The 22,746-nt window shown below is 67.2% G+C and carries 25 protein-coding genes; 16 read left to right on the top strand and 9 right to left on the bottom strand.

Annotation, left to right across the window (positions count from 1 at the left end; all coding sequences use genetic code 11):
• The first annotated feature begins 54 nt into the window (after positions 1-54).
• From ERC79_RS06395 to ERC79_RS06370, 6 genes are read left to right on the top strand one after another with little or no spacing between them, the layout of a single operon-like run.
• Complete coding sequence (locus tag ERC79_RS06395) at positions 55-1,722, top strand: acyclic terpene utilization AtuA family protein (protein WP_131580793.1); 1,668 nt, start codon at positions 55-57, stop codon at positions 1,720-1,722.
• Positions 1,719-2,900 carry an acyl-CoA dehydrogenase family protein gene (locus ERC79_RS06390; RefSeq protein ID WP_131576717.1) on the top strand — a complete coding sequence of 394 codons (1,182 nt, stop codon included), beginning with the start codon at positions 1,719-1,721 and terminating at the stop codon, positions 2,898-2,900. The genes ERC79_RS06395 and ERC79_RS06390 overlap by 4 nt, the downstream gene beginning before the upstream one ends.
• The gene (locus ERC79_RS06385; protein ID WP_131576715.1) at positions 2,897-4,495 is read left to right on the top strand and encodes a carboxyl transferase domain-containing protein; all 1,599 of its coding nucleotides are present in this window, start codon (positions 2,897-2,899) and stop codon (positions 4,493-4,495) included. The genes ERC79_RS06390 and ERC79_RS06385 overlap by 4 nt, the downstream gene beginning before the upstream one ends.
• Before the next feature lie 18 nt (positions 4,496-4,513).
• Positions 4,514-6,550, top strand: coding sequence for a biotin carboxylase N-terminal domain-containing protein (locus ERC79_RS06380; protein ID WP_242676754.1), 2,037 nt, complete (start codon positions 4,514-4,516; stop codon positions 6,548-6,550).
• A complete protein-coding gene (locus tag ERC79_RS06375) occupies positions 6,547-7,710 on the top strand; it encodes an acyl-CoA dehydrogenase family protein (protein WP_131576713.1) in 1,164 nt (387 codons plus the stop codon). The genes ERC79_RS06380 and ERC79_RS06375 overlap by 4 nt, the downstream gene beginning before the upstream one ends.
• 10 nt (positions 7,711-7,720) lie before the next feature.
• On the top strand, positions 7,721-8,503 hold the full coding sequence (locus ERC79_RS06370; RefSeq protein ID WP_131576711.1) for an enoyl-CoA hydratase family protein: 783 nt from the start codon (positions 7,721-7,723) through the stop codon (positions 8,501-8,503).
• A 52-nt stretch (positions 8,504-8,555) separates the two neighbouring features.
• Here the strand turns inward: ERC79_RS06370 and ERC79_RS23695 are convergent, their stop codons facing one another.
• The gene (locus ERC79_RS23695) at positions 8,556-8,684 is read right to left on the bottom strand and encodes a hypothetical protein (protein WP_278249723.1); all 129 of its coding nucleotides are present in this window, start codon (positions 8,682-8,684) and stop codon (positions 8,556-8,558) included.
• A gap of 197 nt (positions 8,685-8,881) precedes the next feature.
• On the opposite strand from ERC79_RS23695, the gene ERC79_RS06365 reads away from it, so the two are divergent.
• From ERC79_RS06365 to tuf, 7 genes are all read left to right on the top strand, one after another.
• Positions 8,882-9,511 carry a TetR/AcrR family transcriptional regulator gene (locus ERC79_RS06365; RefSeq protein WP_131576709.1) on the top strand — a complete coding sequence of 210 codons (630 nt, stop codon included), beginning with the start codon at positions 8,882-8,884 and terminating at the stop codon, positions 9,509-9,511.
• Positions 9,512-9,528: 17 nt separating this feature from the next.
• Positions 9,529-10,080, top strand: a complete 552-nt coding sequence (locus ERC79_RS06360) for a DUF3558 domain-containing protein (protein ID WP_131576707.1) — start codon at positions 9,529-9,531, stop codon at positions 10,078-10,080.
• 1 nt (position 10,081) lies between these two features.
• On the top strand, positions 10,082-10,615 hold the full coding sequence (locus ERC79_RS06355) for a DUF3558 domain-containing protein (RefSeq protein ID WP_131576705.1): 534 nt from the start codon (positions 10,082-10,084) through the stop codon (positions 10,613-10,615).
• 377 nt (positions 10,616-10,992) lie between these two features.
• Positions 10,993-11,367: a 30S ribosomal protein S12 gene (gene rpsL / locus ERC79_RS06350; RefSeq protein ID WP_131576703.1), complete on the top strand. Its 375-nt coding sequence runs from the start codon at positions 10,993-10,995 to the stop codon at positions 11,365-11,367.
• A complete protein-coding gene (rpsG, locus tag ERC79_RS06345; protein ID WP_131576701.1) occupies positions 11,367-11,837 on the top strand; it encodes a 30S ribosomal protein S7 in 471 nt (156 codons plus the stop codon). Before rpsL ends, rpsG begins: the two co-directional genes overlap by 1 nt.
• Positions 11,838-11,991: 154 nt before the next feature.
• Positions 11,992-14,094, top strand: coding sequence for an elongation factor G (fusA, locus tag ERC79_RS06340; protein ID WP_131576699.1), 2,103 nt, complete (start codon positions 11,992-11,994; stop codon positions 14,092-14,094).
• A gap of 92 nt (positions 14,095-14,186) precedes the next feature.
• Positions 14,187-15,377, top strand: a complete 1,191-nt coding sequence (tuf, locus tag ERC79_RS06335) for an elongation factor Tu (protein ID WP_131576697.1) — start codon at positions 14,187-14,189, stop codon at positions 15,375-15,377.
• 121 nt (positions 15,378-15,498) lie between these two features.
• On the opposite strand, the gene ERC79_RS06330 is transcribed toward tuf, so the two are convergent.
• The 6 genes from ERC79_RS06330 to ERC79_RS06305 form a co-directional block, all read right to left on the bottom strand.
• A complete protein-coding gene (locus ERC79_RS06330; RefSeq protein WP_131576695.1) occupies positions 15,499-16,137 on the bottom strand; it encodes a pentapeptide repeat-containing protein in 639 nt (212 codons plus the stop codon).
• Between the two features lie 72 nt (positions 16,138-16,209).
• On the bottom strand, positions 16,210-16,773 hold the full coding sequence (locus ERC79_RS06325) for a hypothetical protein (protein WP_131576693.1): 564 nt from the start codon (positions 16,771-16,773) through the stop codon (positions 16,210-16,212).
• Positions 16,770-17,744, bottom strand: a complete 975-nt coding sequence (locus ERC79_RS06320; RefSeq protein ID WP_242676753.1) for a DUF6286 domain-containing Asp23/Gls24 family envelope stress response protein — start codon at positions 17,742-17,744, stop codon at positions 16,770-16,772. The genes ERC79_RS06325 and ERC79_RS06320 overlap by 4 nt, the downstream gene beginning before the upstream one ends.
• Entirely contained in the window at positions 17,737-17,916 is a 180-nt protein-coding gene (locus tag ERC79_RS06315) for a DUF2273 domain-containing protein (RefSeq protein ID WP_127915643.1), read from the bottom strand. Before ERC79_RS06315 ends, ERC79_RS06320 begins: the two co-directional genes overlap by 8 nt.
• Positions 17,913-18,224, bottom strand: coding sequence for a hypothetical protein (locus ERC79_RS06310; RefSeq protein WP_207390434.1), 312 nt, complete (start codon positions 18,222-18,224; stop codon positions 17,913-17,915). The genes ERC79_RS06315 and ERC79_RS06310 overlap by 4 nt, the downstream gene beginning before the upstream one ends.
• Entirely contained in the window at positions 18,221-18,703 is a 483-nt protein-coding gene (locus ERC79_RS06305; RefSeq protein ID WP_131576689.1) for an Asp23/Gls24 family envelope stress response protein, read from the bottom strand. Before ERC79_RS06305 ends, ERC79_RS06310 begins: the two co-directional genes overlap by 4 nt.
• Before the next feature lie 182 nt (positions 18,704-18,885).
• Between ERC79_RS06305 and ERC79_RS06300 the strand changes: the two genes are divergently transcribed.
• From ERC79_RS06300 to ERC79_RS06290, 3 genes are all read left to right on the top strand, one after another.
• Positions 18,886-19,584, top strand: a complete 699-nt coding sequence (locus ERC79_RS06300) for an SDR family oxidoreductase (protein WP_131576688.1) — start codon at positions 18,886-18,888, stop codon at positions 19,582-19,584.
• Positions 19,585-19,684: 100 nt separating this feature from the next.
• Positions 19,685-20,887: an FAD-dependent oxidoreductase gene (locus tag ERC79_RS06295; protein WP_207390433.1), complete on the top strand. Its 1,203-nt coding sequence runs from the start codon at positions 19,685-19,687 to the stop codon at positions 20,885-20,887.
• 18 nt (positions 20,888-20,905) lie between these two features.
• Positions 20,906-21,673 carry an aspartate/glutamate racemase family protein gene (locus ERC79_RS06290; protein WP_131576686.1) on the top strand — a complete coding sequence of 256 codons (768 nt, stop codon included), beginning with the start codon at positions 20,906-20,908 and terminating at the stop codon, positions 21,671-21,673.
• A 10-nt stretch (positions 21,674-21,683) separates the two neighbouring features.
• Here the strand turns inward: ERC79_RS06290 and ERC79_RS06285 are convergent, their stop codons facing one another.
• Positions 21,684-22,337, bottom strand: a complete 654-nt coding sequence (locus ERC79_RS06285; protein ID WP_131576685.1) for a TetR/AcrR family transcriptional regulator — start codon at positions 22,335-22,337, stop codon at positions 21,684-21,686.
• 25 nt (positions 22,338-22,362) lie between these two features.
• Entirely contained in the window at positions 22,363-22,725 is a 363-nt protein-coding gene (locus ERC79_RS06280; RefSeq protein ID WP_131576683.1) for an SPW repeat protein, read from the bottom strand.
• Positions 22,726-22,746 lie beyond the last annotated feature (21 nt).

Raw genomic sequence — 22,746 nt, 5'->3', positions numbered from 1 at the left:
GGCGCGGTCCGGATCGGAAACTGCTCCGGCTTCTACGGTGACCGCATTTCGGCGATGCGCGAGATGCTCGAGGGTGGTGATCTGGACTACCTGACCGGCGACTATCTCGCCGAGCTGACGATGCTGATCCTCGGGCGGGACCGGATGAAGGACCCGTCCCGCGGATACGCGAAGACCTTCCTCCGCCAGGTCGAGGACTGCCTGGGGCTCGCCCTGGACCGCGGCGTCAAGATCGTCGCGAATGCGGGCGGTCTCAATCCCGCCGGGCTTGCCGAGGCATTGCGTGAGGTGAACGACAGGCTTGGCCTCGGTGCGCGGATCGCGCACGTCGAGGGTGACGACCTCATCGCGCGGGTCGCAGAGCTCGGTCTCGACCGAGAGACGTCACCGCTGACTGCGAACGCCTACCTCGGCGCGTGGGGCATCGTGGAATGCCTGAACGCCGGTGCCGACATCGTGGTGACCGGCCGGGTCACCGACGCTTCGGTGATCGTCGGTCCGGCCGCAGCTCACTTTGGCTGGGCCAGAACAGATTTCGACAGGCTCGCCGGAGCTGTGGTGGCTGGGCACGTGATCGAATGCGGCACGCAGGCCACCGGCGGTAACTACTCCTGGTTCACCGAGATCGAGGACATGAGCCGACCTGGCTTCCCGATTGCCGAGATCCACGATGACGGCTCGTCGGTCATCACCAAACATGCCGGGACCGGTGGCGCGGTGAGTATCGGCACCGTCACCGCGCAGTTGTTGTACGAGATCACCGGCGGCCGCTACGCCAATCCGGACGTCACCGCGCGGATGGACTCGGTGGAGCTGTCGGACGACGGAGTCGACCGCGTCCGGATCGCGGGCGTCATGGGTGAGGCCCCGCCGCCGCAGTACAAGGTCTCGCTCAATGCGCTCGCCGGGTTCCGGAACGAGGCGACGTTCGTTGTCACCGGACTCGACATCGAACGGAAGGCGGAACTCGCTCGGCGGCAACTGGAGTCGTGGTTGACGGCGCGTCCACAGGAACTCGAGTGGACACTCGCGAGGACGGACCGTCCCGACGCCGACACCGAGGAGACTGCGAGCGCGCTGCTGCGCTGCACCGTCCGTGACACCGACCCGAACGTCGTGGGCCGGGCATTCTCGTCGGTCGCCGTCGAAATGGCCCTCGCGAGCTACCCGGGCTTCACGCTCACGGCGCCGCCCTCGAACGGACAGCCATACGCCGTCTTCACGCCCGGCTACGTCGACGCCCATGAGGTGCCGCATGTCGCGGTCCTGCCCGACGGGGTGCGCGTCGAGATTGCGCCGAGCGCCGTCACTCAGGCGCTCACGGACCTTCCGGAGCCGGTTCTGCCGGAGCCGCTGCCGCCGACCGAGACGGTGAAAGCTCCCCTCGGCACCATCGCGGCGGCGCGCAGCGGCGACAAGGGCGGCAATGCCAACGTCGGCGTATGGGTGCGGACCGACGAGCAGTTCTCGTGGCTCGTCCATGCCCTCACCGTTGGCGAGCTCGAGCGGATGCTGCCGGAGGCCAAGGGTCTGAACGTGACTCGTCACGTGCTGTCGAACCTGCGGGCGGTCAACTTCGTGATCGAGGGCATCCTCGGCCGAGGTGTCGCATCGCAGGCTCGGTTCGACCCGCAGGCCAAGGGTCTCGGTGAGTGGTTGCGCTCCCGGCACCTGGACATCCCGCAAGACCTCCTCGAATCGTCTCTGGAAGGACACGCATGAGTGTGTGGGACACACCCGAACGGCAACAGCTACGCAAGACCGTCAGTGGCTTCGTCGAGCAGGAGATCCTGCCGCACCTCAGCGACTGGGAGCGCGACGGCGAGCTGCCCCGCGAGCTGCACCGCAAGGCCGCGGCATTGGGTCTACTCGGTGCCGGTTTCCCCGAGGACGTAGGTGGTGAGGGCGGCGATCTGGTCGACGCGGTCCTGATCTGTGAGGAAATGCACCAGGCGGGTGCGTCGGGCGGGCTGTTCGCGTCGCTGTTCACATGTGGTATCGCGCTACCGCATCTCGTGGCGGCTGGCGATCCCGCGCAGATCGATCGCTGGGTGAGGCCGACGCTTGCGGGCGAGAAGATCGGCTCCCTCGCAATCACCGAGCCGGGTGGCGGCTCCGACGTCGGGCATTTGCGCACCACGGCCGTCCGGGATGGCGACCACTACATCGTGAACGGATCCAAGACGTTCATCACGTCCGCCGTCCGCGCCGACTTCGTGGTGACCGCGGTGCGCACGGGCGGCAGTGACCCTGAAAGGCGCGGCGCCGGCGGGGTGTCGCTGCTCGTGATCGAGAAGGGCACCGAGGGATTGAACGGGGCTCCCGGATTCGAGGTGACCCGCAAGCTCGACAAGATGGGCTGGCGCGCGTCGGACACCGCCGAGCTGTCGTTCACCGATGCCCGCGTTCCAGTGGAGAACCTTGTAGGCAAGGAGAATTCGGGATTTGCGCAGATCGCGCAGGCGTTCTTGACCGAGCGGATCGCGCTCGCGGCACAGGCGTACGCGAGCGCGCAGCGCTGCCTGGATCTCACGTTGCAGTGGTGCCGCGACCGCGAGACCTTCGGGCGTCCGCTGATCTCGCGGCAGGCCGTGCAGAACACAGTCACCGAGATGACCCGGCGCATCGACGTCGCCCGGGTGTATACGCGCACGCTCGTCGAACGCTCGCTGACTTCGGATGAGGACTTCGTCGCCGAGGTGTGTTTTGCGAAGAACACCGCAGTCGAGGCCGGCGAGTGGGTTGCCAACCAGGCCGTGCAGTTGTTCGGCGGGATGGGCTACATGCAGGAGAGCGAAGTGGAGAGGCAGTACCGGGATATGCGAATTCTGGGTATCGGGGGCGGGACCACGGAGATCCTGACCTCGCTGGCGGCGAAGCGATTGGGGTACCAGGCATGACGATCCTGAGGTCGGCACTGGACGTGAACTCCGCAGAGTACGCGTCGGCGGCGGAGTCGATGACGGCCAAGCTCACCGAGATCGAGGGCGAGCACGCCAAGGCGCTCGCCGGGGGCGGTGACAAGTACGTCGATCGGCATCACAAGCGTGGCAAGCTTCTCGCACGTGAGCGGATCGAGCTACTGCTCGACCCGGACTCGCCGTTCCTCGAGCTGTCCCCGCTCGCGGCGTGGGGCACCGAGTTTCCGGTGGGCGCGTCCACGATCGTCGGTATCGGCATCGTCAGCGGCGTCGAGTGCCTCGTCGTCGCGAACGACCCGACCGTGCGAGGCGGCACGTCCAACCCGTGGACGCTCAAGAAGGGCTTCCGCGCCAACGACATTGCGTTCGCGAACCGGCTTCCGGTGATCTCGCTCGTCGAGTCCGGTGGTGCCGACCTGCCGACGCAGAAGGAGGTCTTCATTCCGGGTGGCCGGATGTTCCGTGACCTCACCAAGCTCTCGGCCGCCGGCATCCCGACGATCGCGTTGGTGTTCGGCAACTCCACTGCGGGCGGTGCCTACATTCCCGGCATGTCCGACCATGTCGTGATGATCAAGGAACGGTCCAAGGTGTTCCTGGCCGGACCGCCGCTCGTGAAGATGGCCACCGGTGAGGAGTCCGACGACGAGGCCCTCGGCGGCGCCGAGATGCACGCCCGCAAGTCGGGTCTGGCCGATTACTTCGCCGTCGACGAGGCCGATGCGATTCGCATCGGCCGCAGCATCGTCAAGCGACTCAATTGGCGCAAGGAGGGACCGACGCCACGCGCCGAGGTAATCGAGCCGCTCGAGGATCCCGAGGAACTCCTCGGTATCGTGCCGCCGGATCTGAAGATCCCGTTCGATCCGCGCGAGGTGATCGCTCGGATAGTCGACGGGTCCGACTTCGACGAGTTCAAGCCCATGTACGGCTCGTCGCTCGTCACCGGCTGGGCGGAGCTGCACGGCTACCCGATCGGCATCCTCGCCAACGCCCGGGGCGTGCTGTTCAGCGAGGAGTCGCAGAAGGCCACCCAGTTCATTCAGCTCGCGAACCGATCGAACACTCCACTTCTTTTCCTGCACAACACCACCGGATACATGGTGGGCAAGGAGTACGAGGAAGGGGGCATGATCAAGCACGGATCGATGATGATCAACGCGGTCGCGAACTCGACGGTGCCGCATATCTCGATTCTGCTCGGTGCGTCCTACGGTGCTGGTCACTACGGCATGTGCGGACGCGCATTCGATCCGCGCTTTCTGTTCGCGTGGCCCAGCTCCAAATCTGCGGTCATGGGCGGTGCGCAGCTCGCAGGAGTCATCTCGATCGTCGGCCGCGCCGCCGCCGAGGCCCGCGGGCAGGCGTTCGATGCGGAGGCCGACGCCGGTATGCGCGCGATGATCGAGAACCAGATCGAAGCCGAGTCGCTGCCGATGTTCCTGTCCGGGCGTCTCTACGACGACGGCGTCATCGACCCCCGCGACACCCGCACGGTGGTGGGAATGTGCCTGTCGGCCATTGCCACCGCCCCGATCAAGGGCACCGAGAACTTCGGCGTCTTCCGGATGTGAGGACCTGTGAGGAACACTGTGAGTAGCACCGCGAGCATTTCTTCCGTCACTTCCGTGCTGGTCGCCAACCGCGGCGAGATCGCCAGGCGCGTTTTCGCTACGTGCCGCCGCGCGGGTGTGTCCACCGTCGCGGTGTTTTCCGATCCCGACGCGGCGAGCCCGCACGTGGCCGAGGCCGACGTCGCGGTCCGGCTGCCGGGTTCCACCCCGTCCGAGACCTACCTGCGCGTCGACACCCTCATCGCGGCCGCGGAGGCCGCGGGGGCCGATGCGATTCACCCCGGCTACGGGTTTCTTTCCGAGAACGCCGATTTCGCGCAGGCTGTGCAGGCGGCGGGCCTGACCTGGATCGGTCCACCGGCCAAGTCGATCGAGCTGATGGGCTCGAAGGTCGAGTCGAAGCGGATCATGGCCGAGGCCGGTGTCCCGGTCCTCGCCGAGTTGGACCCGTCTGCGGTGACCGAGGCCGATCTGCCGGTGCTCGTCAAGGCCTCCGCCGGTGGCGGTGGACGCGGCATGCGCGTCGTGCGTGAGCTCTCGGCACTGCCCCGGGAGATCGAGGCAGCTGCGCGCGAGGCTCAGTCGGCGTTCGGCGATCCGACCGTGTTCTGCGAGCGCTACCTCGAGACCGGACGGCACATCGAGGTCCAGGTGATGGCCGACAAGCACGGCACCGTGTGGGCGGTCGGTGAGCGCGAATGCTCGATCCAGCGCCGCCACCAGAAGGTCGTCGAGGAGGCACCGTCGCCGCTCGTCGAACGGCTCGAGTCCTCTTCTGGGCCAGGCATGCGCGCCAGGCTGTTCGAAGCCGCCCGGCTCGCCGCGAACGCGATCGGCTACGAGGGCGCGGGAACAGTCGAGTTCCTCGCCGACGAGCAGGGGGAGTTCTTCTTCCTCGAGATGAACACCCGCCTGCAGGTGGAACACCCGGTCACCGAATGCACCACCGGACTCGACCTCGTCGAGCTGCAGCTGCAGGTGGCGGCCGGAGCCGAACTTCCGGCCGAACCGCCTGCCCTGCGCGGACACTCGATCGAGGTCCGGCTGTACGCGGAGGACCCGGCGCACAATTGGCGACCACAGAGCGGCACTGTCGAACGGATCGAACTGCCGGGCAACACAGCGGAGTTCGAGGTGCTTGCCCAGACCGGGGTGCGGCTGGATTCCGGCGTCGAGGACGGGTCGGTGGTGAGCGTCTTCTACGACCCGATGCTCGCGAAGGTCATTTCGTTCGCGCCCACCCGCGCGCAGGCCGCTCAGGTGCTGGCGACGGCGCTGGCCCGCACCCGACTGCACGGGCTGCAGACCAACCGGGACCTACTGGTGAACGTGCTGCGCCACCCGGCATTCCTTGCGGGTGACACCGACACCGCATTCTTCGCCACGCACGGACTCGACGAGTTGTCGCGTCCGCTCGCCGACGAATCTGCGGAGAGGCTGTCGGCCTTGGCGGCCGCGCTCGCCGATGCCTCCGCCAACCGCGCCGCCGCGCGGGTGAATGCGGGCCTGCCGAGTGGCTGGCGGAACCTGCCGTCACAGCCGCAATGCAAGCGGTACAACGGAATCCACGGTGAGCACGACATCCGATACCTGTTGACCCGCTCGGGACTGACCGCGGAAGGCTTCGAGAGTGTCTCGCTGGTGTCGTCGTCGCCGGACCGCGTTGTGCTCGATGTCGCGGGGTTGCAGCGCGGCTTCGACGTCGCGCGCTACGGCGATCGAGTGTGCGTCGACTCACCGCTCGGACCGGTGGCGCTGACGGCAGTGCCGCGATTCGTGGACCCGTCGACCGTTGTGGCCGAGGGCTCGCTCCTCGCCCCGATGCCGGGTGCGGTGATCCGACTCGGTGCCGCGGCAGGTGATCGCGTCGAGGCCGGCCAGCCGATCCTCTGGCTCGAGGCCATGAAGATGGAGCACACGATCAAGGCGCCCGCCGCCGGTGTGCTCACCGAACTACCAGTCGCCGTCGGCCAGCAGGTCGACGTCGGATCCGTCCTGGCAATCGTGGAAGCCGCAGTAGTGGAAACACCGGTGGCAGAAGGAGAAAACGCATGAGCAGCTTCATCGAGACAGACGAGCAGAAGGAGCTGCGGTCGGCGGTCTCCAAGCTCGGTGAGCGCTTCAACTATCTCGACTACGTCCTGCCGAAGGCGCGTAAGGGCGAGCCGCTGACGGAGCTGTGGAACGAGGCAGGCAAGCTCGGATTCCTCGGCGTCAACCTGCCCGAGGAGTTCGGCGGCGGGGGAGCGGGCATCTACGAGCTGGCGCTGGTGCAGGAGGAGCTCGCCGCGCACGGAGCCGGTCTGCTGCTCGTCGTGGTCTCACCCGCGATCTGCGGCACCATCATCAGCAAGTACGGAACCGATGCGCAGAAGCAGGAGTGGTTGACCGCCCTCGCGGACGGTTCCAAGATCATGGCGTTCGGCATCACCGAACCCGACGCTGGTTCGAACTCGCACCAGATCACCACGACGGCCCGGCGTGACGGTGAGGACTGGATCCTGCGGGGCAACAAGGTCTACATCTCGGGTGTCGACCAGGCCGATGCGGTTCTCGTCGTCGCGCGCACCGAGGATCACAAGACCGGCAAGCTCAAGCCTGCACTGTTCATCGTGCCCACCGATGCCGAGAACTTCGTGAAGACGCCGATGGAGATGGACATCATCGAGCCGGATCACCAGTTCACGCTGTTCCTCGATGACGTCCGGCTGCCGGCAGAAGCCCTGGTGGGCTCGGAGGACGCGGCGCTGATGCAGCTGTTCGCGGGTTTGAATCCCGAGCGCATCCTGGGCGCGGCGATGGCGATCGGCATGGGTCGCTGGGCACTGGACGCGGCGGTCAAGTATGCGAAGGAACGGACCGTCTGGAAGACGCCGATCGGTGCCCACCAGGGTCTGGCACATCCGCTGGCGCAGTGCAAGATCGAACTCGAGCTGGCGAAGCTGATGATGCAGAAGGCGGCGGTGCTCTACGACAGCGGCGACGACTTCGGTGCAGCAGAGGCCGCGAACATGGCCAAGTACGCGGCCGCCGAGGCCAGCATCAGGGCGCTCGATCAGGCGATCCAGACCCATGGCGGTGCGGGCCTGGCCAAGGAATACGGGCTGTCCGCGATGCTCGGCGCGGCGCGGATCGCGCGGATCGCGCCGGTGAGCCGCGAGATGATCCTCAACTTCGTCTCCCAGCACTCGCTGGGCCTGCCGAAGTCGTACTGAGGCGGCCGGGATGACGGATCATTTCGTTCGGTACGACGTCGCCGACGGTTGCGCGACCCTGACGCTCGACTCTCCGCACAACCGCAATGCGATTTCGAGCCGGTTGGTCGAGGAGTTACAGCGGGGGTTGTCGGATGCGGCGGCCGATGATGCTGTCCGCGCGGTCGTGCTCACCCACACCGGGGGCACGTTCTGCGCGGGGGCGGACCTGTCGGAGGCGTCCGGAGCGGAGGGGAGTCCGGCGGAGCTGGCCGCTGGGCGCACACGGCAGATGACCGAGCTGCTCCGGTCGATCGTGGAGCTGCCCAAACCGGTCATCGCCCGGATCGACGGGCATGTCCGGGCGGGTGGCATGGGGCTGGTGGGCGCGTGTGACCTTGCGGTCGCGGGCCCGGAAAGCACGTTCGCGCTCACCGAGGCCCGGCTCGGGCTGGCGGCGTCGATCATCTCGTTGACGGTGCTTCCGCGGCTGACGTCCCGGGCTGCCGGGCGCTACTTCCTGACCGGCGAGAAGTTCGATGCACAGGAGGCAGAAGCGGTCGGGCTGATCAGCGAGGCCGCGCCGGATCCGGAGGCGACGGTGCGGGAGTTGGTGGCCGCGCTCCGGAAGGGGTCACCGCAGGGGCTGGCCGAATCGAAGCGGCTCACCACGATGCGGATGCTCGCCGACTTCGACCGCTACGGCGACGAGCTGGCAGGACAGTCGGCCCGATTGTTCGGCTCTGCGGAGGCCGCGGAAGGAATGATGGCGTTCTTGCAGAAGCGGCCCCCGGCGTGGGCTGTGGAGGGCTGAGACTAAGAACGGGCCCGCTCTCGTTCGAGTGGGCCCGTTCACCGGCTTCGGTTCAGCCGAGCACGCCACTGACGGTCTCGAGCGAGCCCGCGAAGAAGCTGAGGGCGGCGAAGAGGTCGCCAGCGGCGTCGGCGAAGTCGGTGAGGAACTTGAAGGCGGGGATGAGGTCGGCAGAACCCATGGTGATGCTCCTGTGTGTCGGGGTGATCGGAGGGGAGGCGATAATCCCTCCGGGCGAATTACTAACGTGTCGGGTCCGGCAAGGGCAAGCCGGATGTGACGAAGGTAACCGTCCCGAATAGCCGAAGCCATTACTCGAGGTCGCTGCGTAGCTCGTCCGAGAGCCTGCGCAGTGTTCATGAGAGGACATCAACCGCGATGCGTGCACCACAACAGGACCGGAGCCGTCTGACGCGGCAACGGCTACTCGAGGCCGCGGTCGACTGCCTGGCCGAACTCGGCTGGTCGGCCACCACGGTCGGGCTCGTCGCACAGCGCGCCGGCGTCTCCCGCGGTGCCACCCAGCATCACTTCCCCACGCGCGAGGACCTCATCACCGCGGCGCTCGAGTTCATGTTCGACGGCCGGATGGAGCAGGCGCGGCGGGAGGCCACCGAGCTGCCGGACGGCGAGGGCCGGACCGAGGCGGTGGTGATGCGGCTCGTCGACTACTACACAGGAACCCTGTTCAAGGCGGCATTGCAGGTGTGGGCGGCCGCGGCCGCCGATCCCGAGCTGCGCGCGCGGGTGGTCCCACTCGAGGAGCGCTTCGGGCGGGTGGCCCACCGCACCGCCGTCGAGAGCCTCGGTGTGGACGACTCGGATCCCGTCGTCCGCGGCCTCGTCCAGGCCACCCTCGACCTCGCGCGAGGGCTCGGACTGGCAGACCTTCTCACCGATGACTCGAGGCGCCGCGGCGAGATCGTGCGGTGCTGGGCGGCGCAACTCGATGTGGGCCTGACCGCATCGAAAGCGGACGCCGTGATGCCTGCCCCGACCGCGTCATAGCCGGTACAGTCCGCTTCGTGCCGATCAAGCTGGTGGGAGCGTTGACGGGGATTGCCCTGCTCCTCGCCGGCTGCGGTTCCGCCGCGGACGAGCCGCAGGCCGCGGACGGCGCCCACGCGGTGGGTGCCGAGACACGGTCGGCCGCCTCGGCCGGGCCGTTCTTCGGCGAGTGCGCGTCCGTCACGGACCAGGAAGTGGCCGAGACTTTCGGTGTTTCCGGATTCGGCACCGTGATCCGCAACTCCGTCGGCTGCGAGTGGCAGCTGGCCGGTCCGCGAGGTCCGCATGTCGCCTTCTCCTGGTACCGCGGCAGCCCGATCGACCGGGAACGCGCCGGATCGGACCTCATCGGCCGCCGCGGAGACGATATCGAGATCGCGGGCCGCCCCGGATTCGTGGCGTCCGCGCCGAACGCGCCCGGCCGGACGAACTCGCTGTGTGAGATCGGAGTCGGATTCGGCGCCGATTTCGTGCACTGGTCGGTGACGTACGGCGACACCGCGCCCGCAGCTGATCCGTGTGACGTGGCTGGTCGGCTCGCGCGGCTCACCGTCGAACGGGGGCGCTGAAGTGATACGGCTTCCTCGGCTCGGCGTGCCGATCGCGGCGGTGCTGCTCGCCGCCGGGTGCGGGTCCACCGTCGCCGGCACGCCGATCCCGGTGGGGGCGTTCAGGAGTGGGGCAGCGACGGAGTTCACGTCGCTGCTCAGCGAGTGTGATGCCGTTTCGGATCAGCGGATCGCCGAGGCTGTCGGTGGCGATGCGATCGAGCGGGGCTTCTTCGGCGCGATCTGCCGCTGGTCGGTCGAGGGTGCGAGCGGGCCCGCCCGCGTGACCTTCGACTGGTTCGAGGCAGGTTCGCTCGACGTCGAACGTGCGACGGCCGAGCGATTGGGCTACGCGGTGGCGGAACTCACGGTGGAGGGCCGGCGCGCAGTGCTCGCGCGGCAGCCGAAGGACCCGGCCTCGTGCGGGATCTCCGTCGGAGCCCCGGACTCCGGGGTGATCGGGTGGTGGGTGCAGTATCAGGCGCCCGGCAGGCATCCGGATCCGTGCGAGGCCGTCACGACTCTTGCGAAACTGGCATCGAGCCTCAGTCGCTGAGGTTCGGGGCCACGGAGGTTCACGTGGGGCATACCACCTCCTGCCCGCTTTGACCTCCAACCGCGCCGACGGGTATCGTTGGGGGTCGTGTCCGACCACTGGGGTCGCTTCGCAGGCTTTGCTCCGGCGTGCTCGGGCCGATTTGTGTGCCTATGCGAGGCATTGCCGTGCGCGAGTTTCTGTGGTTTCTGCAGGTACGAGCATCCGGTTGCCTGTGTGGGGGTACGCGACACGCCCGACCTCGTGTGCATGCGAGGGGCGGGTGAGGGGCAGCAGCTCTCTTGCCCCAACTGCTGGATCCCTAATTTCAGAACAGCCAAGGTTGCTTGAACGGGTTCTTGTACAAGCAGTCCGAAACCGAAGAAGAAAGCCGGTAAATGCCAACCATCAACCAGTTGGTCCGCAAGGGCCGCCGCGACAAGACCGTCAAGGTCAAGACCGCGGCCCTCAAGGGCAGCCCGCAGCGCCGTGGCGTGTGCACTCGCGTGTACACCACCACCCCGAAGAAGCCGAACTCCGCGCTGCGGAAGGTCGCCCGTGTGCGCCTGACCAGCTCTGTCGAGGTCACCGCTTACATCCCGGGTGAGGGCCACAACCTGCAGGAGCACTCGATGGTGCTCGTCCGCGGCGGTCGTGTGAAGGACCTCCCGGGTGTGCGTTACAAGATCATCCGCGGCTCGCTCGACACCCAGGGCGTCAAGAACCGCAAGCAGGCTCGCAGCCGCTACGGCGCCAAGAAGGAGAAGAGCTAATGCCACGTAAGGGCCCCGCTCCCAAGCGCCCGCTGATCGCTGATCCGGTCTACGGTTCGCCGCTGGTCACGCAGCTCGTCAACAAGATCCTCGTCGACGGCAAGAAGTCCACCGCCGAGCGCATTGTCTACCAAGCACTCGAGCAGGCTCGGGAGAAGACCGGTACGGATCCGGTCGTCACCCTCAAGCGCGCGCTGGACAACGTCAAGCCCGCTCTCGAGGTTCGGAGCCGTCGCGTCGGTGGCGCCACCTACCAGGTGCCGGTCGAGGTTCGTCCGGGTCGCTCCACCACGCTGGCGCTGCGCTGGCTGGTGACCTTCTCGCGTGCACGTCGTGAGAAGACCATGGTCGAGCGTCTCGCGAACGAGCTCATGGATGCCAGCAATGGCCTCGGTGCGGCCGTGAAGCGTCGCGAGGACACCCACAAGATGGCTGAAGCCAACAAGGCGTTCGCGCACTACCGCTGGTGACACCGCGCCAGGCCGGGGGAGCCTCTCCGGCACCGAATCCCTCGGCCTGGCGTTGTGGCTACTGTGTCGGTTCCGTCACCAGGACCGGCTGACAAGATTAAGAAGACGTGGTCCAGACGAGGACCGACACGAACGACGAGCGGGGAAGAATTCTGTGGCACAGGAAGTGCTGACTGACCTGAACAGGGTGCGCAACATCGGCATCATGGCGCACATCGATGCTGGCAAGACCACCACCACCGAGCGCATCCTTTTCTACACCGGTGTCAACTACAAGATCGGTGAGACCCACGACGGTGCGTCGACGACGGACTGGATGGAGCAGGAGAAGGAGCGTGGTATCACCATCACCTCCGCTGCTGTCACCTGTTTCTGGAACAACAACCAGATCAACATCATCGATACGCCGGGCCACGTCGACTTCACCGTCGAGGTCGAGCGCTCGCTGCGCGTGCTCGACGGTGCCGTTGCCGTGTTCGACGGCAAAGAGGGTGTCGAGCCCCAGTCCGAGCAGGTCTGGCGCCAGGCTGCCAAGTACGACGTTCCGCGCATCTGCTTCGTCAACAAGATGGACAAGATGGGCGCGGATTTCTACTTCACCGTGCAGACCATCATCGACCGCCTCGGCGCGAAGCCGCTGGTCCTGCAGCTGCCGATCGGTGCTGAGGACGACTTCGACGGTGTCGTCGACCTCGTCGAGATGAAGGCCGTCACCTGGCGTGGCGTCGTGCCGACCGGCACCGAGCCCACCATCGAGGAGATCCCCGCGGATCTGGCCGACAAGGCCGCCGAGTACCGCGAGAAGCTGCTCGAGACCGTGGCCGAGTCCGACGAAGCTCTCATGGAGAAGTACTTCGGCGGCGAGGAGCTCACGGTCGAGGAGATCAAGGGCGCCATCCGCAAGATGACGATCAACTCCGAGCTGTACCCGGTGATTTGTGGCTCCGCGTTCAAGAACAAGGGCATTCAGCCCATGCTCGACGCGGTCATCGACTACCTGCCGAACCCGCTGGACATCGGCGAGGTCGAGGGACACGCACTGAACAACGAGGAAGAGATCCTCACGCGGAAGCTGAGCAAGGACGAGCCGTTCTCGGCGCTGGCCTTCAAGATCGCAGCGCACCCGTTCTTCGGCAAGCTGACCTTCGTGCGCGTGTACTCCGGCCGGATCGATCCGGGCGCCCAGGTGCTCAACGCCACCAAGGGCAAGAAGGAGCGCATCGGAAAGCTCTTCCAGATGCACGCCAACAAGGAGAACCCGGTCGACGAGGCCGTGGCCGGCCACATCTACGCGATGATCGGCCTGAAGGACACCACGACCGGTGACACCCTGTGCGACCAGGCGAACCCGATCGTGCTCGAGTCCATGAGCTTCCCGGATCCGGTCATCCAGGTCTCCATCGAGCCGAAGACCAAGTCGGACCAGGAGAAGCTGGGCACCGCAATCCAGAAGCTGGCCGAAGAGGACCCGACCTTCTCCGTCGAGCTCGACGAGGAGACCGGCCAGACCGTCATCGGCGGCATGGGCGAGCTCCACCTCGACATTCTCGTCGACCGCATGCGTCGCGAGTTCAAGGTCGAGGCCAACGTCGGCAAGCCGCAGGTCGCGTACCGCGAGACCATCACCAAGACGGTCGACAAGCACGAGTTCACCCATAAGAAGCAGACCGGTGGTTCGGGTCAGTTCGCGAAGGTCATCATCGCGCTCGAGCCGTACGTCGGTGAAGAGGGTGAGCCCTACATGTTCGAGAACAAGGTCTCCGGTGGCCGTGTTCCGCGCGAGTACATCCCTTCGGTCGACCATGGTGCCCAGGACGCGATGCAGTACGGTGTTCTCGCCGGTTATCCGCTCGTGAACCTGAAGCTGACCCTACTCGACGGCGCTTACCACGACGTCGACTCCTCGGAAATGGCCTTCAAGGTTGCCGGTTCGCAGGCGCTGAAGGAAGCCGCCCGCAAGGCCGGCCCCGTCATTCTCGAGCCCCTCATGGCTGTCGAGGTCACCACGCCCGAGGAGTACATGGGTGATGTGATCGGCGACCTGAACTCCCGCCGTGGCCAGATCCAGGCCATGGAGGAACGCAGTGGTGCCCGTGTCGTGAAGGCGCTGGTTCCGCTCTCGGAGATGTTCGGCTACATCGGAGACCTGCGGTCGAAGACCCAGGGCCGTGCGAACTTCTCCATGGTGTTCGATTCCTACGCAGAGGTTCCCGCGAACGTCTCGAAGGAAATCATCGCCAAGGCGACCGGCGAGTAACCTCGGTTCTCGCCGATCGACTGCACGACCAACGTAATAACCAACCGCACTGCTGCACATAGCACGCACCAATCAGTCCAGGAGGACATCCAGTGGCTAAGGCGAAGTTCGAGCGGACCAAGCCGCACGTGAACATCGGCACCATCGGTCACGTCGACCACGGCAAGACCACGACCACCGCGGCCATCACCAAGGTGCTTGCCGATGCCTACCCGGATCTCAACGAGAGCTTCGCTTTCGATCAGATCGACAAGGCGCCGGAGGAGAAGGCTCGTGGTATCACGATCAACATCTCCCACGTCGAGTACCAGACGGAGAAGCGCCACTACGCGCACGTTGATGCTCCGGGTCACGCCGACTACATCAAGAACATGATCACCGGTGCTGCGCAGATGGACGGCGCAATCCTGGTCGTGGCCGCCACCGACGGCCCGATGCCGCAGACGCGTGAGCACGTGCTGCTCGCCCGCCAGGTCGGTGTCCCCTACATCCTCGTTGCGCTGAACAAGGCCGACATGGTCGACGACGAGGAAATCCTCGAGCTCGTCGAGATGGAGGTCCGCGAGCTGCTGGCGGCTCAGGACTTCGACGAGAACGCCCCGGTTATCCCGATCTCGGCTCTGAAGGCGCTCGAGGGCGACCCGAAGTGGACCCAGAGCATCATCGACCTCATGCAGGCCGTCGATGACTCCATCCCGGATCCGGTTCGCGAGACCGACAAGCCGTTCCTCATGCCCGTCGAGGACGTCTTCACGATCACCGGTCGTGGCACCGTCGTCACCGGCCGTATCGAGCGTGGCGTTGTCAACGTCAACGAAGAGGTCGAGATCGTCGGTATCAAGGAGACGGTCACCAAGACCACCGTCACCGGTATCGAGATGTTCCGCAAGCTGCTCGACCAGGGCCAGGCCGGCGACAACGTCGGTCTGCTGGTTCGTGGCATCAAGCGCGAAGATGTCGAGCGTGGCCAGGTTGTCGTCAAGCCGGGCACCACGACTCCTCACACGGAGTTCGAGGGCCAGGCGTACATCCTGTCGAAGGACGAGGGCGGCCGCCACACCCCGTTCTTCAACAACTACCGCCCGCAGTTCTACTTCCGCACCACGGACGTTACGGGCGTCGTGACGCTGCCTGAGGGCACCGAGATGGTCATGCCCGGTGACAACACCGAGATGTCCGTCAAGCTGATCCAGCCGGTCGCCATGGACGAGGGCCTGCGCTTCGCGATCCGTGAGGGTGGCCGCACCGTCGGTGCCGGTCGCGTCACCAAGATCAACAAGTAACAAGATCGATCATCCAGTGGTCTTCTGATCACTGACGCCAGTGGCGTCCACTCCTGCGGGAGTGGACGCCACTGGGCGTTTCAGGTCTCGGTGCGATAAGCACGCCGGGTGCGACCGGTACCTACAGACCGCTCACCCGAAGGCCGTGGGCGGCGGCGAAGGTCACCGCCTGGGCGAGCTCGACGTGCGCCCCGGTGAGCTTCGCCGATGTCCACAGCCCCGGATCCACCCGGGCGCCCTGGAGGTCCGCTTCCTCGAGCCGTAGTTCTCCGGTGCGGGCACCGGTGAGATCGGCGCCGCTGAGGTTCGCCTTCCGCAGGTCCGCCTTGACCAGGTTCGCTTCCCTCAGACGGCAACCGGACAGGTCTACGCCGCGCAGGTCCACCCCTCCGAGCGAGGCCAGCGTGAAGTCCACCTCGTAGAGGGTGAGCGGACGCATCCGGGTCTCCCGGATCACCGAGCCCATGAAGCTCGAGTGCCGGAAGGTGCTGTCCCACATTCGGGTGTATTCGAAGTGGCAGTTCCGGAACGCGGTGCCCGAATGGCTGGATCCGATGAGGTCGGCTCCCGTGAAGTCGCAGTTGGTGAAGGTGACCGACTCCGTGGTCAGCCCCGACATGTCGGTGTCGCGGAAGGTGCAGCCGGTGAAAGTGCGTCGGCGCCAGATCTGTCGGGAGAGGTCGGCGTCCGAGAAGTCCTCGTCGTGGTGTTCGGTGTCGTGGTGTTCGGTGTCGTCGTGTTCGGTGTCGATATCCGGCATGGGGCCAGTCTTCTCCCCGCCCCCGACAGTGCCGCCCCCGACAGGCCGCCGCCGGTCGCTTCTGCGCGGCAGTCAGTCCCGGAGCTCGGCACGGTCCAGGTGTAACAGGACTCGGACCGCGACCTCCGCTCCGTCGATTGCCGATGTGGTGGTGGCGGCGATTCGTTCCGATGCGCGGGTGATGGCGTCGACGTCGGCATCGGCGGCAGCATCGAGCGTCACCGAGATCGTCGCGAGCCCCCGGTCCGAGACTGCGCGTCCGCGGGCCCGGTGGACGCCGGGAAGGGTGGCCAGTTCGGCGGCGACACTCGTGGCGACGGGACCGAGGTCGATGCTCACCGGGGTGCCGGTAGCGGATTCGAGGAGCTGGCTGGGTGCGGCTCGTCGGCGCGTGAGGTCGACCGCGAGCACGAGGATGCCGAGGATGAGTGAAGCCGCGAGCGTGGTACCGAGCGCCCAGTGCCACCACGGTTGCTCCGGTACCGCGATGAGGCGGTCGCGGTCGAGGTGCGCGACGCGGTCGCGGACGAACTGCACGTTACGTTCCCACGCGATGGCCGTGGCTCCGGCGATGGCGAGGACGATCCCGACGACGAGGACGAGGAGGCGGTTCAGCGCCGCCGGGCGCCACTTCATGAGCTGGCCCTCACCCGAGTGGTGCGGACCTTCACCCGCAGCGGCAGCGGTCGGTCCAGGATGGCGAGTGCCGATTCGACGACGGCACGGACGGATTCGTCCACCGCCCCGGGTGTGGGATCGGTGGTCGCCGGGTCGGCGGTGACGCGGACTGTCACGCGTCGGCGATCCACCGTGGTGTGCGCGGAGACCACTCCCGCGACGGTGCTCGCCCGGGCACTGCACATCCGGGCGATGTCGGTGGGACGCATCCACACGGTTGCGGCGGCGCCGCCGATGCGCACCGCGACGTGGGTGCGGGTGCGGGGTGCGAGGGCGAGGAGAATGAACAGCACGCCGACTACGAGGCAGGAGAGTGCGACGGGGATCAGCCACTGCTGCCAGTGCAGGCGGCCCAGCCACTCGAAGGTGTTCTGCAGCCACGGCGCAGCGGCGAAGGCGCCGCGCGCGATCAGCAGCTCCCGGGCCGCAACTACAGCGAGGGCAAGCAGGCCGATCGCGATCACCACGGCGGCGGGCACTGCGGCAGGCGCCGCGGTGGGCGGGAGTGGGGGAGTGACGGTGGCGGCGGGCATCGGCTCGAGAGGGTCGACGGATTCCGCGCTGCCATCGTATTCGGTGCCGGCGACCAGGACTCCGAGCTGATGCAGCGGCATTCCGGTGAGGTCTTCGAGTTGCCGGCCGACTTCGGTGTGGACGCGCTGGGTCAGTTCCGTGATATCGCAGGGCCATTGCACGCCCAGGTAGAGGTTGACCGCCACCGACTGGGCGCCCGTCGACACGTCGGCGCGGGGCAGGTCCCGACCGGTGATGCGGGTCAGTCCGCCGCCCTGTGGGACCACCCCCGGTACATTGAGCGCCGCAGTGGCCGCGATCTTCGCGATCGCGCGGTCCTTGATGACCAGTCGCCCGCGGGTGCCGGGTTCGTCGGAGGTCGCGACCGGAGCGTCGGCGAATGCAGGGTCAGCCACGGCCGCGCGATCGGAGCAGAGCGCCGAGGTCGAGGTGACCATCGCGGTGGGCGCCGATTGCCATCCCGACGGCCCCGAGGAGCACTGCGAAGACGAAACCGCTGAAGCCGCCGAGGATTCCGGCGAGCGCGAGCAGCAGTCCCGCGATCAGTCCCATGCCCGTACTGGTCATAGCTCAGGTCCCGTCTCGTGATCTGTGGTGAGGTCTTCGATGGTCACGTCCACCGGCACGCGGACGATCGGGTGAACGGTGCTGCGGACACGTTCAGCGGTCCCGAACAGATCGGCCGGGTAGCGGACGGTGATGTGCACGGCGCACCCGTCGACGCCGATCCGGATGCCGGTGACCCGGCGGCCGGGCAGATATGTCGCGACCTCGCCGAACTCGCCGCCGTGCAGGCCCGTGACGCCCGGCACGGCGAGCACGGCGTCGGCCGCGAGCTCTGCCGTCGCCCGTTCCGGCGTCACGGGTTCCGTCACTGGACCCTCGGTTTGGTGTCGGCCTCGGGGCCGGTGGCATCGCCCTCGCCGAACAGCATGACGTCGAAGACGGTGATATCGACCTCGGTGACTTCGAGTCCGGTCATGCGTTCCACCGCGGCGATCACGTTGCGCCGGATGCCGACGGCGAGCTCGTGCAGTGCCACTCCGTACTCGGCGACGATGCCGATATCGATCGCGGCCTGCTTCTCGCCGACCTCCACCGCGACGCCCTGGCCGTGGTTGATGCGGGCTCCGGGGATGCGGTCGCGCAGCGCACCGACGACGCGAGCGGTTCCGCCGCCGACGTCGTAGACGCCGTCGATCTCGCGCGTCGCGATGCCCGCGATCTTTGCTACCACGGCGTCGGCGATGATCGTCCGGCCCTGCGAACTGACAAGTTCGGGCGCCGGTCCCGCTCCGAACCGGGCCCTGCCGCCGCCCGCGTTCCCAGCATCTGCACCCGAATCAGTTGTCATGTCTGCTCCTCTTCCGGTGTCGCCCTGGCGGCGCGCGCAACCTCGTGTCCAACTGTAGTGACTGTGAAGGCGCGGCGGGCGTCGCGACGGGCCGTCGATCGTGGGACAGTTCAGACCGGCAGGGACAGTGCACACGGACAGGTGCCTGCAGGCGGGTAGGTCGGTCGAGGAACGAGGGACATATGAGCGCAACGGTATTGGTGCCCGGCGGTACGGGCGGCCTGGGTGTCGCGGTGACGCATGCATTGTCGGCGGCCGGGTGGCGGGTCGTGGTGCCGTGGCATTCGAACGGTGCGCTCGAACGGCTCGGCGACGATTCCGCGGTGGTAACGGTGCGCGCGGACTTGTCGGATCCGGACAGCGTCGCCGAGGTGGTTGCAGTGGCGAGTTCGGACGCCGACGCTCCGCTGCGCGCGGTAGCGCATTTGGTCGGTGGTTTCGCAATGGGCAAACGGCTGCACGAGACGCCGGTCGAGGATTTCGAGTCGATGCTGCAGCTCAATCTGCGTCCCCTGTATCTCACCGTCCAGGGCGCGCTGCCACACCTCATCGAGGCCGGTGGTGGCTCGATTGTGACGGTGTCGAGCAAGACGGCGTTCGCACCGTTCGCGGGCGCGTCGGCCTATGTGACGTCGAAGGCTGCGGTGTGGGCGCTGACGAGTGCGCTGGCCGTCGAGTACGCCCGCGACGGGATCCGGGCCAACTCGGTGCTGCCGTCGATGATCGACACCCCGGCAAACCGGGCCCAACAGCCGTCCGCCGATCGGAGCAGTTGGGTCTCGCCGGAGCGGATCGCGGCGGTCGTCGCCTTCCTGTGCAGCGAGGCGTCGGCGGCGATCACCGGTGCACAGGTGCCAGTGCCGGGCGTTGCTGAGCGTTGACGCCCCCGAGTGGCGGGTACCCGAGCGCCGCTCGATTTGGTAAGAACATGTTCTAGTTTCGTGGGTACGTCCCGCACCGGGTGATGGAGGGTTGGCAGGCATGTCCAGTAACGAGAACACCGCGGGTCCGGTCGTGATCGTCGGCGCCGGTCTGGCCGCCGTCCGCGCCGCCGAGGAACTGCGTCAGTCGGGCTACGACGGCGAACTCGTCCTCGTCGGTGACGAACCGCACCTGCCGTACGACCGGCCACCGCTGTCGAAGGAAGTGGTCCGCGGGGAGAGGGACGACACGACGCTGCGACCACAGGAGTTCTTCGACGAGCGGCGGATCGATCTGCGCCTCGGCGTTGCCGCGACCGGTCTCGACCGGGACAGCCGTACCGTCTCCCTCGCCGACGGCACCGAGATCGCGTACGGCGAGCTGATCATCGCGACCGGGCTGGCGCCGCGTCGGATCCCCGGCCTGCCCGAGCTGGACGGGATCCACGTGCTCCGCTCGGTCGACGAGAGCCACGCGTTGCGCGCCGAGCTGCATGAGGGCACCAGGGCACTCGTTGTCGGTGCCGGGTTCATCGGCTGCGAGCTGGCCGCGAGCATGCGCGCACTCGGGGTCGAGGTGGTTCTCGTCGAGCCGCAGTCCGCACCGCTCGCATCGGTGCTCGGTGAGCGGATCGGCACTCTGGTCGGGCGTCTGCATACCGAGGCCGGCGTGGATCTGCGCACCGGCGTCGGGCTCGCGTCCCTCACCGGCGACGGCCGGGTGAGCGGGGCCGTGCTCTCCGACGGCACCGAGCTCGCCGTCGACGTCGTTGCGATCGGTATCGGTTCGATTCCCGTCACCGGCTGGCTCGAGGGTTCGGGCGTCGAGCTCGACAACGGGGTGCTGTGCGACGAGGTGGGCTGCACCGGCGACCCGCACGTGTGGGCGATCGGTGACGTGGCCTCATGGCGGCACACCGAGGGCGGGCACAAGCGTGTCGAGCACTGGAGCAACGCGGGCGACCAGGCGAAGATCCTCGCCGGCGCGCTCACCGGAACCGGTGATCCGGACGCCCTCGCCCAGGTGCCGTACTTCTGGAGCGACCAGTACGGTCTCAAGATCCAGGCCCTCGGAACGGTCTCGGCGGACGACGATGTCCACCTGATCAAGGACGACGGCCGCAAGTTCGTCGCGTACTACTCCCGTGGCGGTGTGCTGACCGCAGTCGTCGGCGCCGGTTCGGCGGGCGCCGTGATGAAGATGCGCGCGAAGATCGCGGCCGGTGCGCCGATCGGGGAGCTGCTCGAGTCCGCCCCGGCCTGAGCGGGCTAGATTTGTCGGGTGATCGTTGCGCTCATCGACTCGGGTCTCGGGCTGCTCCCGACGTCTGCCTGGCTGCGTCGGCTGCGTCCCGATCTTGATCTGTTGCTCTCCCTCGACCCGGAGAATGCGCCGTGGGGACCGAAGCCTGAGCAGTGGGTGATCGACCGCGTGGTCGGTACCGCGCGCCGGGCGGTGGACCGGGGTGCGGAGGTGGTGGTGCTCCCATGCAACACCGCGAGTGTGACGGCGCTCGAGCACGTGCGCGTGGAGGTCGGTGACGCGATCCCCGTGATCGGCACGGTTCCGGCGATCAAGCCGGCGGCCGCGGTCTGTGATTCCGTCGCGATCTGGGCGACGGCCGCGACCACCGCGAGCGCGTACCAGGCAAATCTGATCGACCGGTTCGGGAACGGGAGCTCGGTGGTGGGCGTCGCGTGTCACGGACTCGCCGATGCGATAGACCTCGGCGACGTCGAGGCGGCGCGGGCGGCTATCGAGGCCGCCGCGGCGAACACTCCGGACGATGTCGGCGGTGTTGTGCTGGGCTGCACGCATTACCCGTTGGTCGCGGAGGAGATCGCGAGTCACCTTCCGGACGGCGTCGTGCTGTTCGACAGCGCGGAGGCCGTGGCAGCGCAGACGCTGCGTCGTATCGATGCGCTCGGCCGTGACACCACCGGACAGGGGACCGTAGAGGTCCTGCTGAGTGGGTCACCGGGGGAACTCCCCGCCAGTGCCGCGAGTTTCGAAGCCGGACGCCTCCTGCTCGCCGCGCCGTCCAGGTGACTCTCAGGCGCTAACCGAGCTGCACCATCCCCGCAGCCACCACCTGCGCGACGGTGCCCAGTTCGTCGGTGTGCCGACGGGGGATGTCGTCGAGGTCGCGTATCCGGTCGCTGCTGGCAGCCGAGAACATCGCCGCCACCCACGCGTTGGCACAGGCCCTCAGGGTTCCGGGTCGCACCGGGGACACGGCGCTGGCCTGGAGTATCCGGATCGTTGCCTCGTGCAGGTATGCGCGGAATCGGCGCAGATACTCCCGGACGTCGGGGTGGGTATCGGCCTCCCGCCAGATGATCACCCGCATCATCGACGAGTGGTGATCGCGCTGGTTGAGCGCGTTGTCGAGATTCACCAGGCTGGCGGCGGGATCGCCCGGCGCGACGAGCGGCGTGAGGTCGTCGAGCGGGTCGGTCGGTAGTCGTTCGGCGAGCAGGGCGGCGAGAATGTCGGCCTTGGTGGGGAAGTAGTAGAAGATCAGGCCCTTGGGCACCCCCGCCGCCGCGGCCACGGCGGCGGTGGAGGTGGCGTCGAATCCACGGAGTGCGATCAGCGATTCGGCGGCGTCGAGGATCCTCGCGCGGGCGTTGCCGTCGGTTTTGGCGCCGCGGCGTCGGCGGTGCGGGGATTCATGGGCGCGCGGCACGTCACCGGAGTTGCCGGAATGCATGGTGGATTCGCAGGGTAAAGCAGGGTCAATGTGCGGCTACTCCACCATGTCCGTGCATGCGGGCGCTCATGGCCGGCAGTCCGGCGACGGAGACCGCCACGGTCAGTGCACCGACGATCCAGGCGGTCCAGGATGCCCCGCCCATCGCGTGGAAATTCATCACCCACGGGGAGATGAACATCAGAACGCCGAGCACGCCCATCGCATAGTCCGCCGCGACCATCTCGGGTCGGGCCATGTGGACGAGGCCGGCCAGGGCGACGAGCACGCCGAGCACGATCAGCGACCACCGGGCGCCGTTGTTGGTGGAGAGCCACAGCGGTGAGAGCGCCGCGTAGGCGCCGATGATGACAGCCGCGTAGTCCTGCCAACGAGTTGATGCCTTCATGTCCAGCCTCCTCGGGAAAGG

Origin of the sequence: Rhodococcus sp. ABRD24, assembly GCF_004328705.1 — a bacterium.
In the GTDB taxonomy this organism is placed as follows: domain Bacteria; phylum Actinomycetota; class Actinomycetes; order Mycobacteriales; family Mycobacteriaceae; genus Prescottella.
This window is presented reverse-complemented; position numbering and strand designations above follow the sequence as displayed.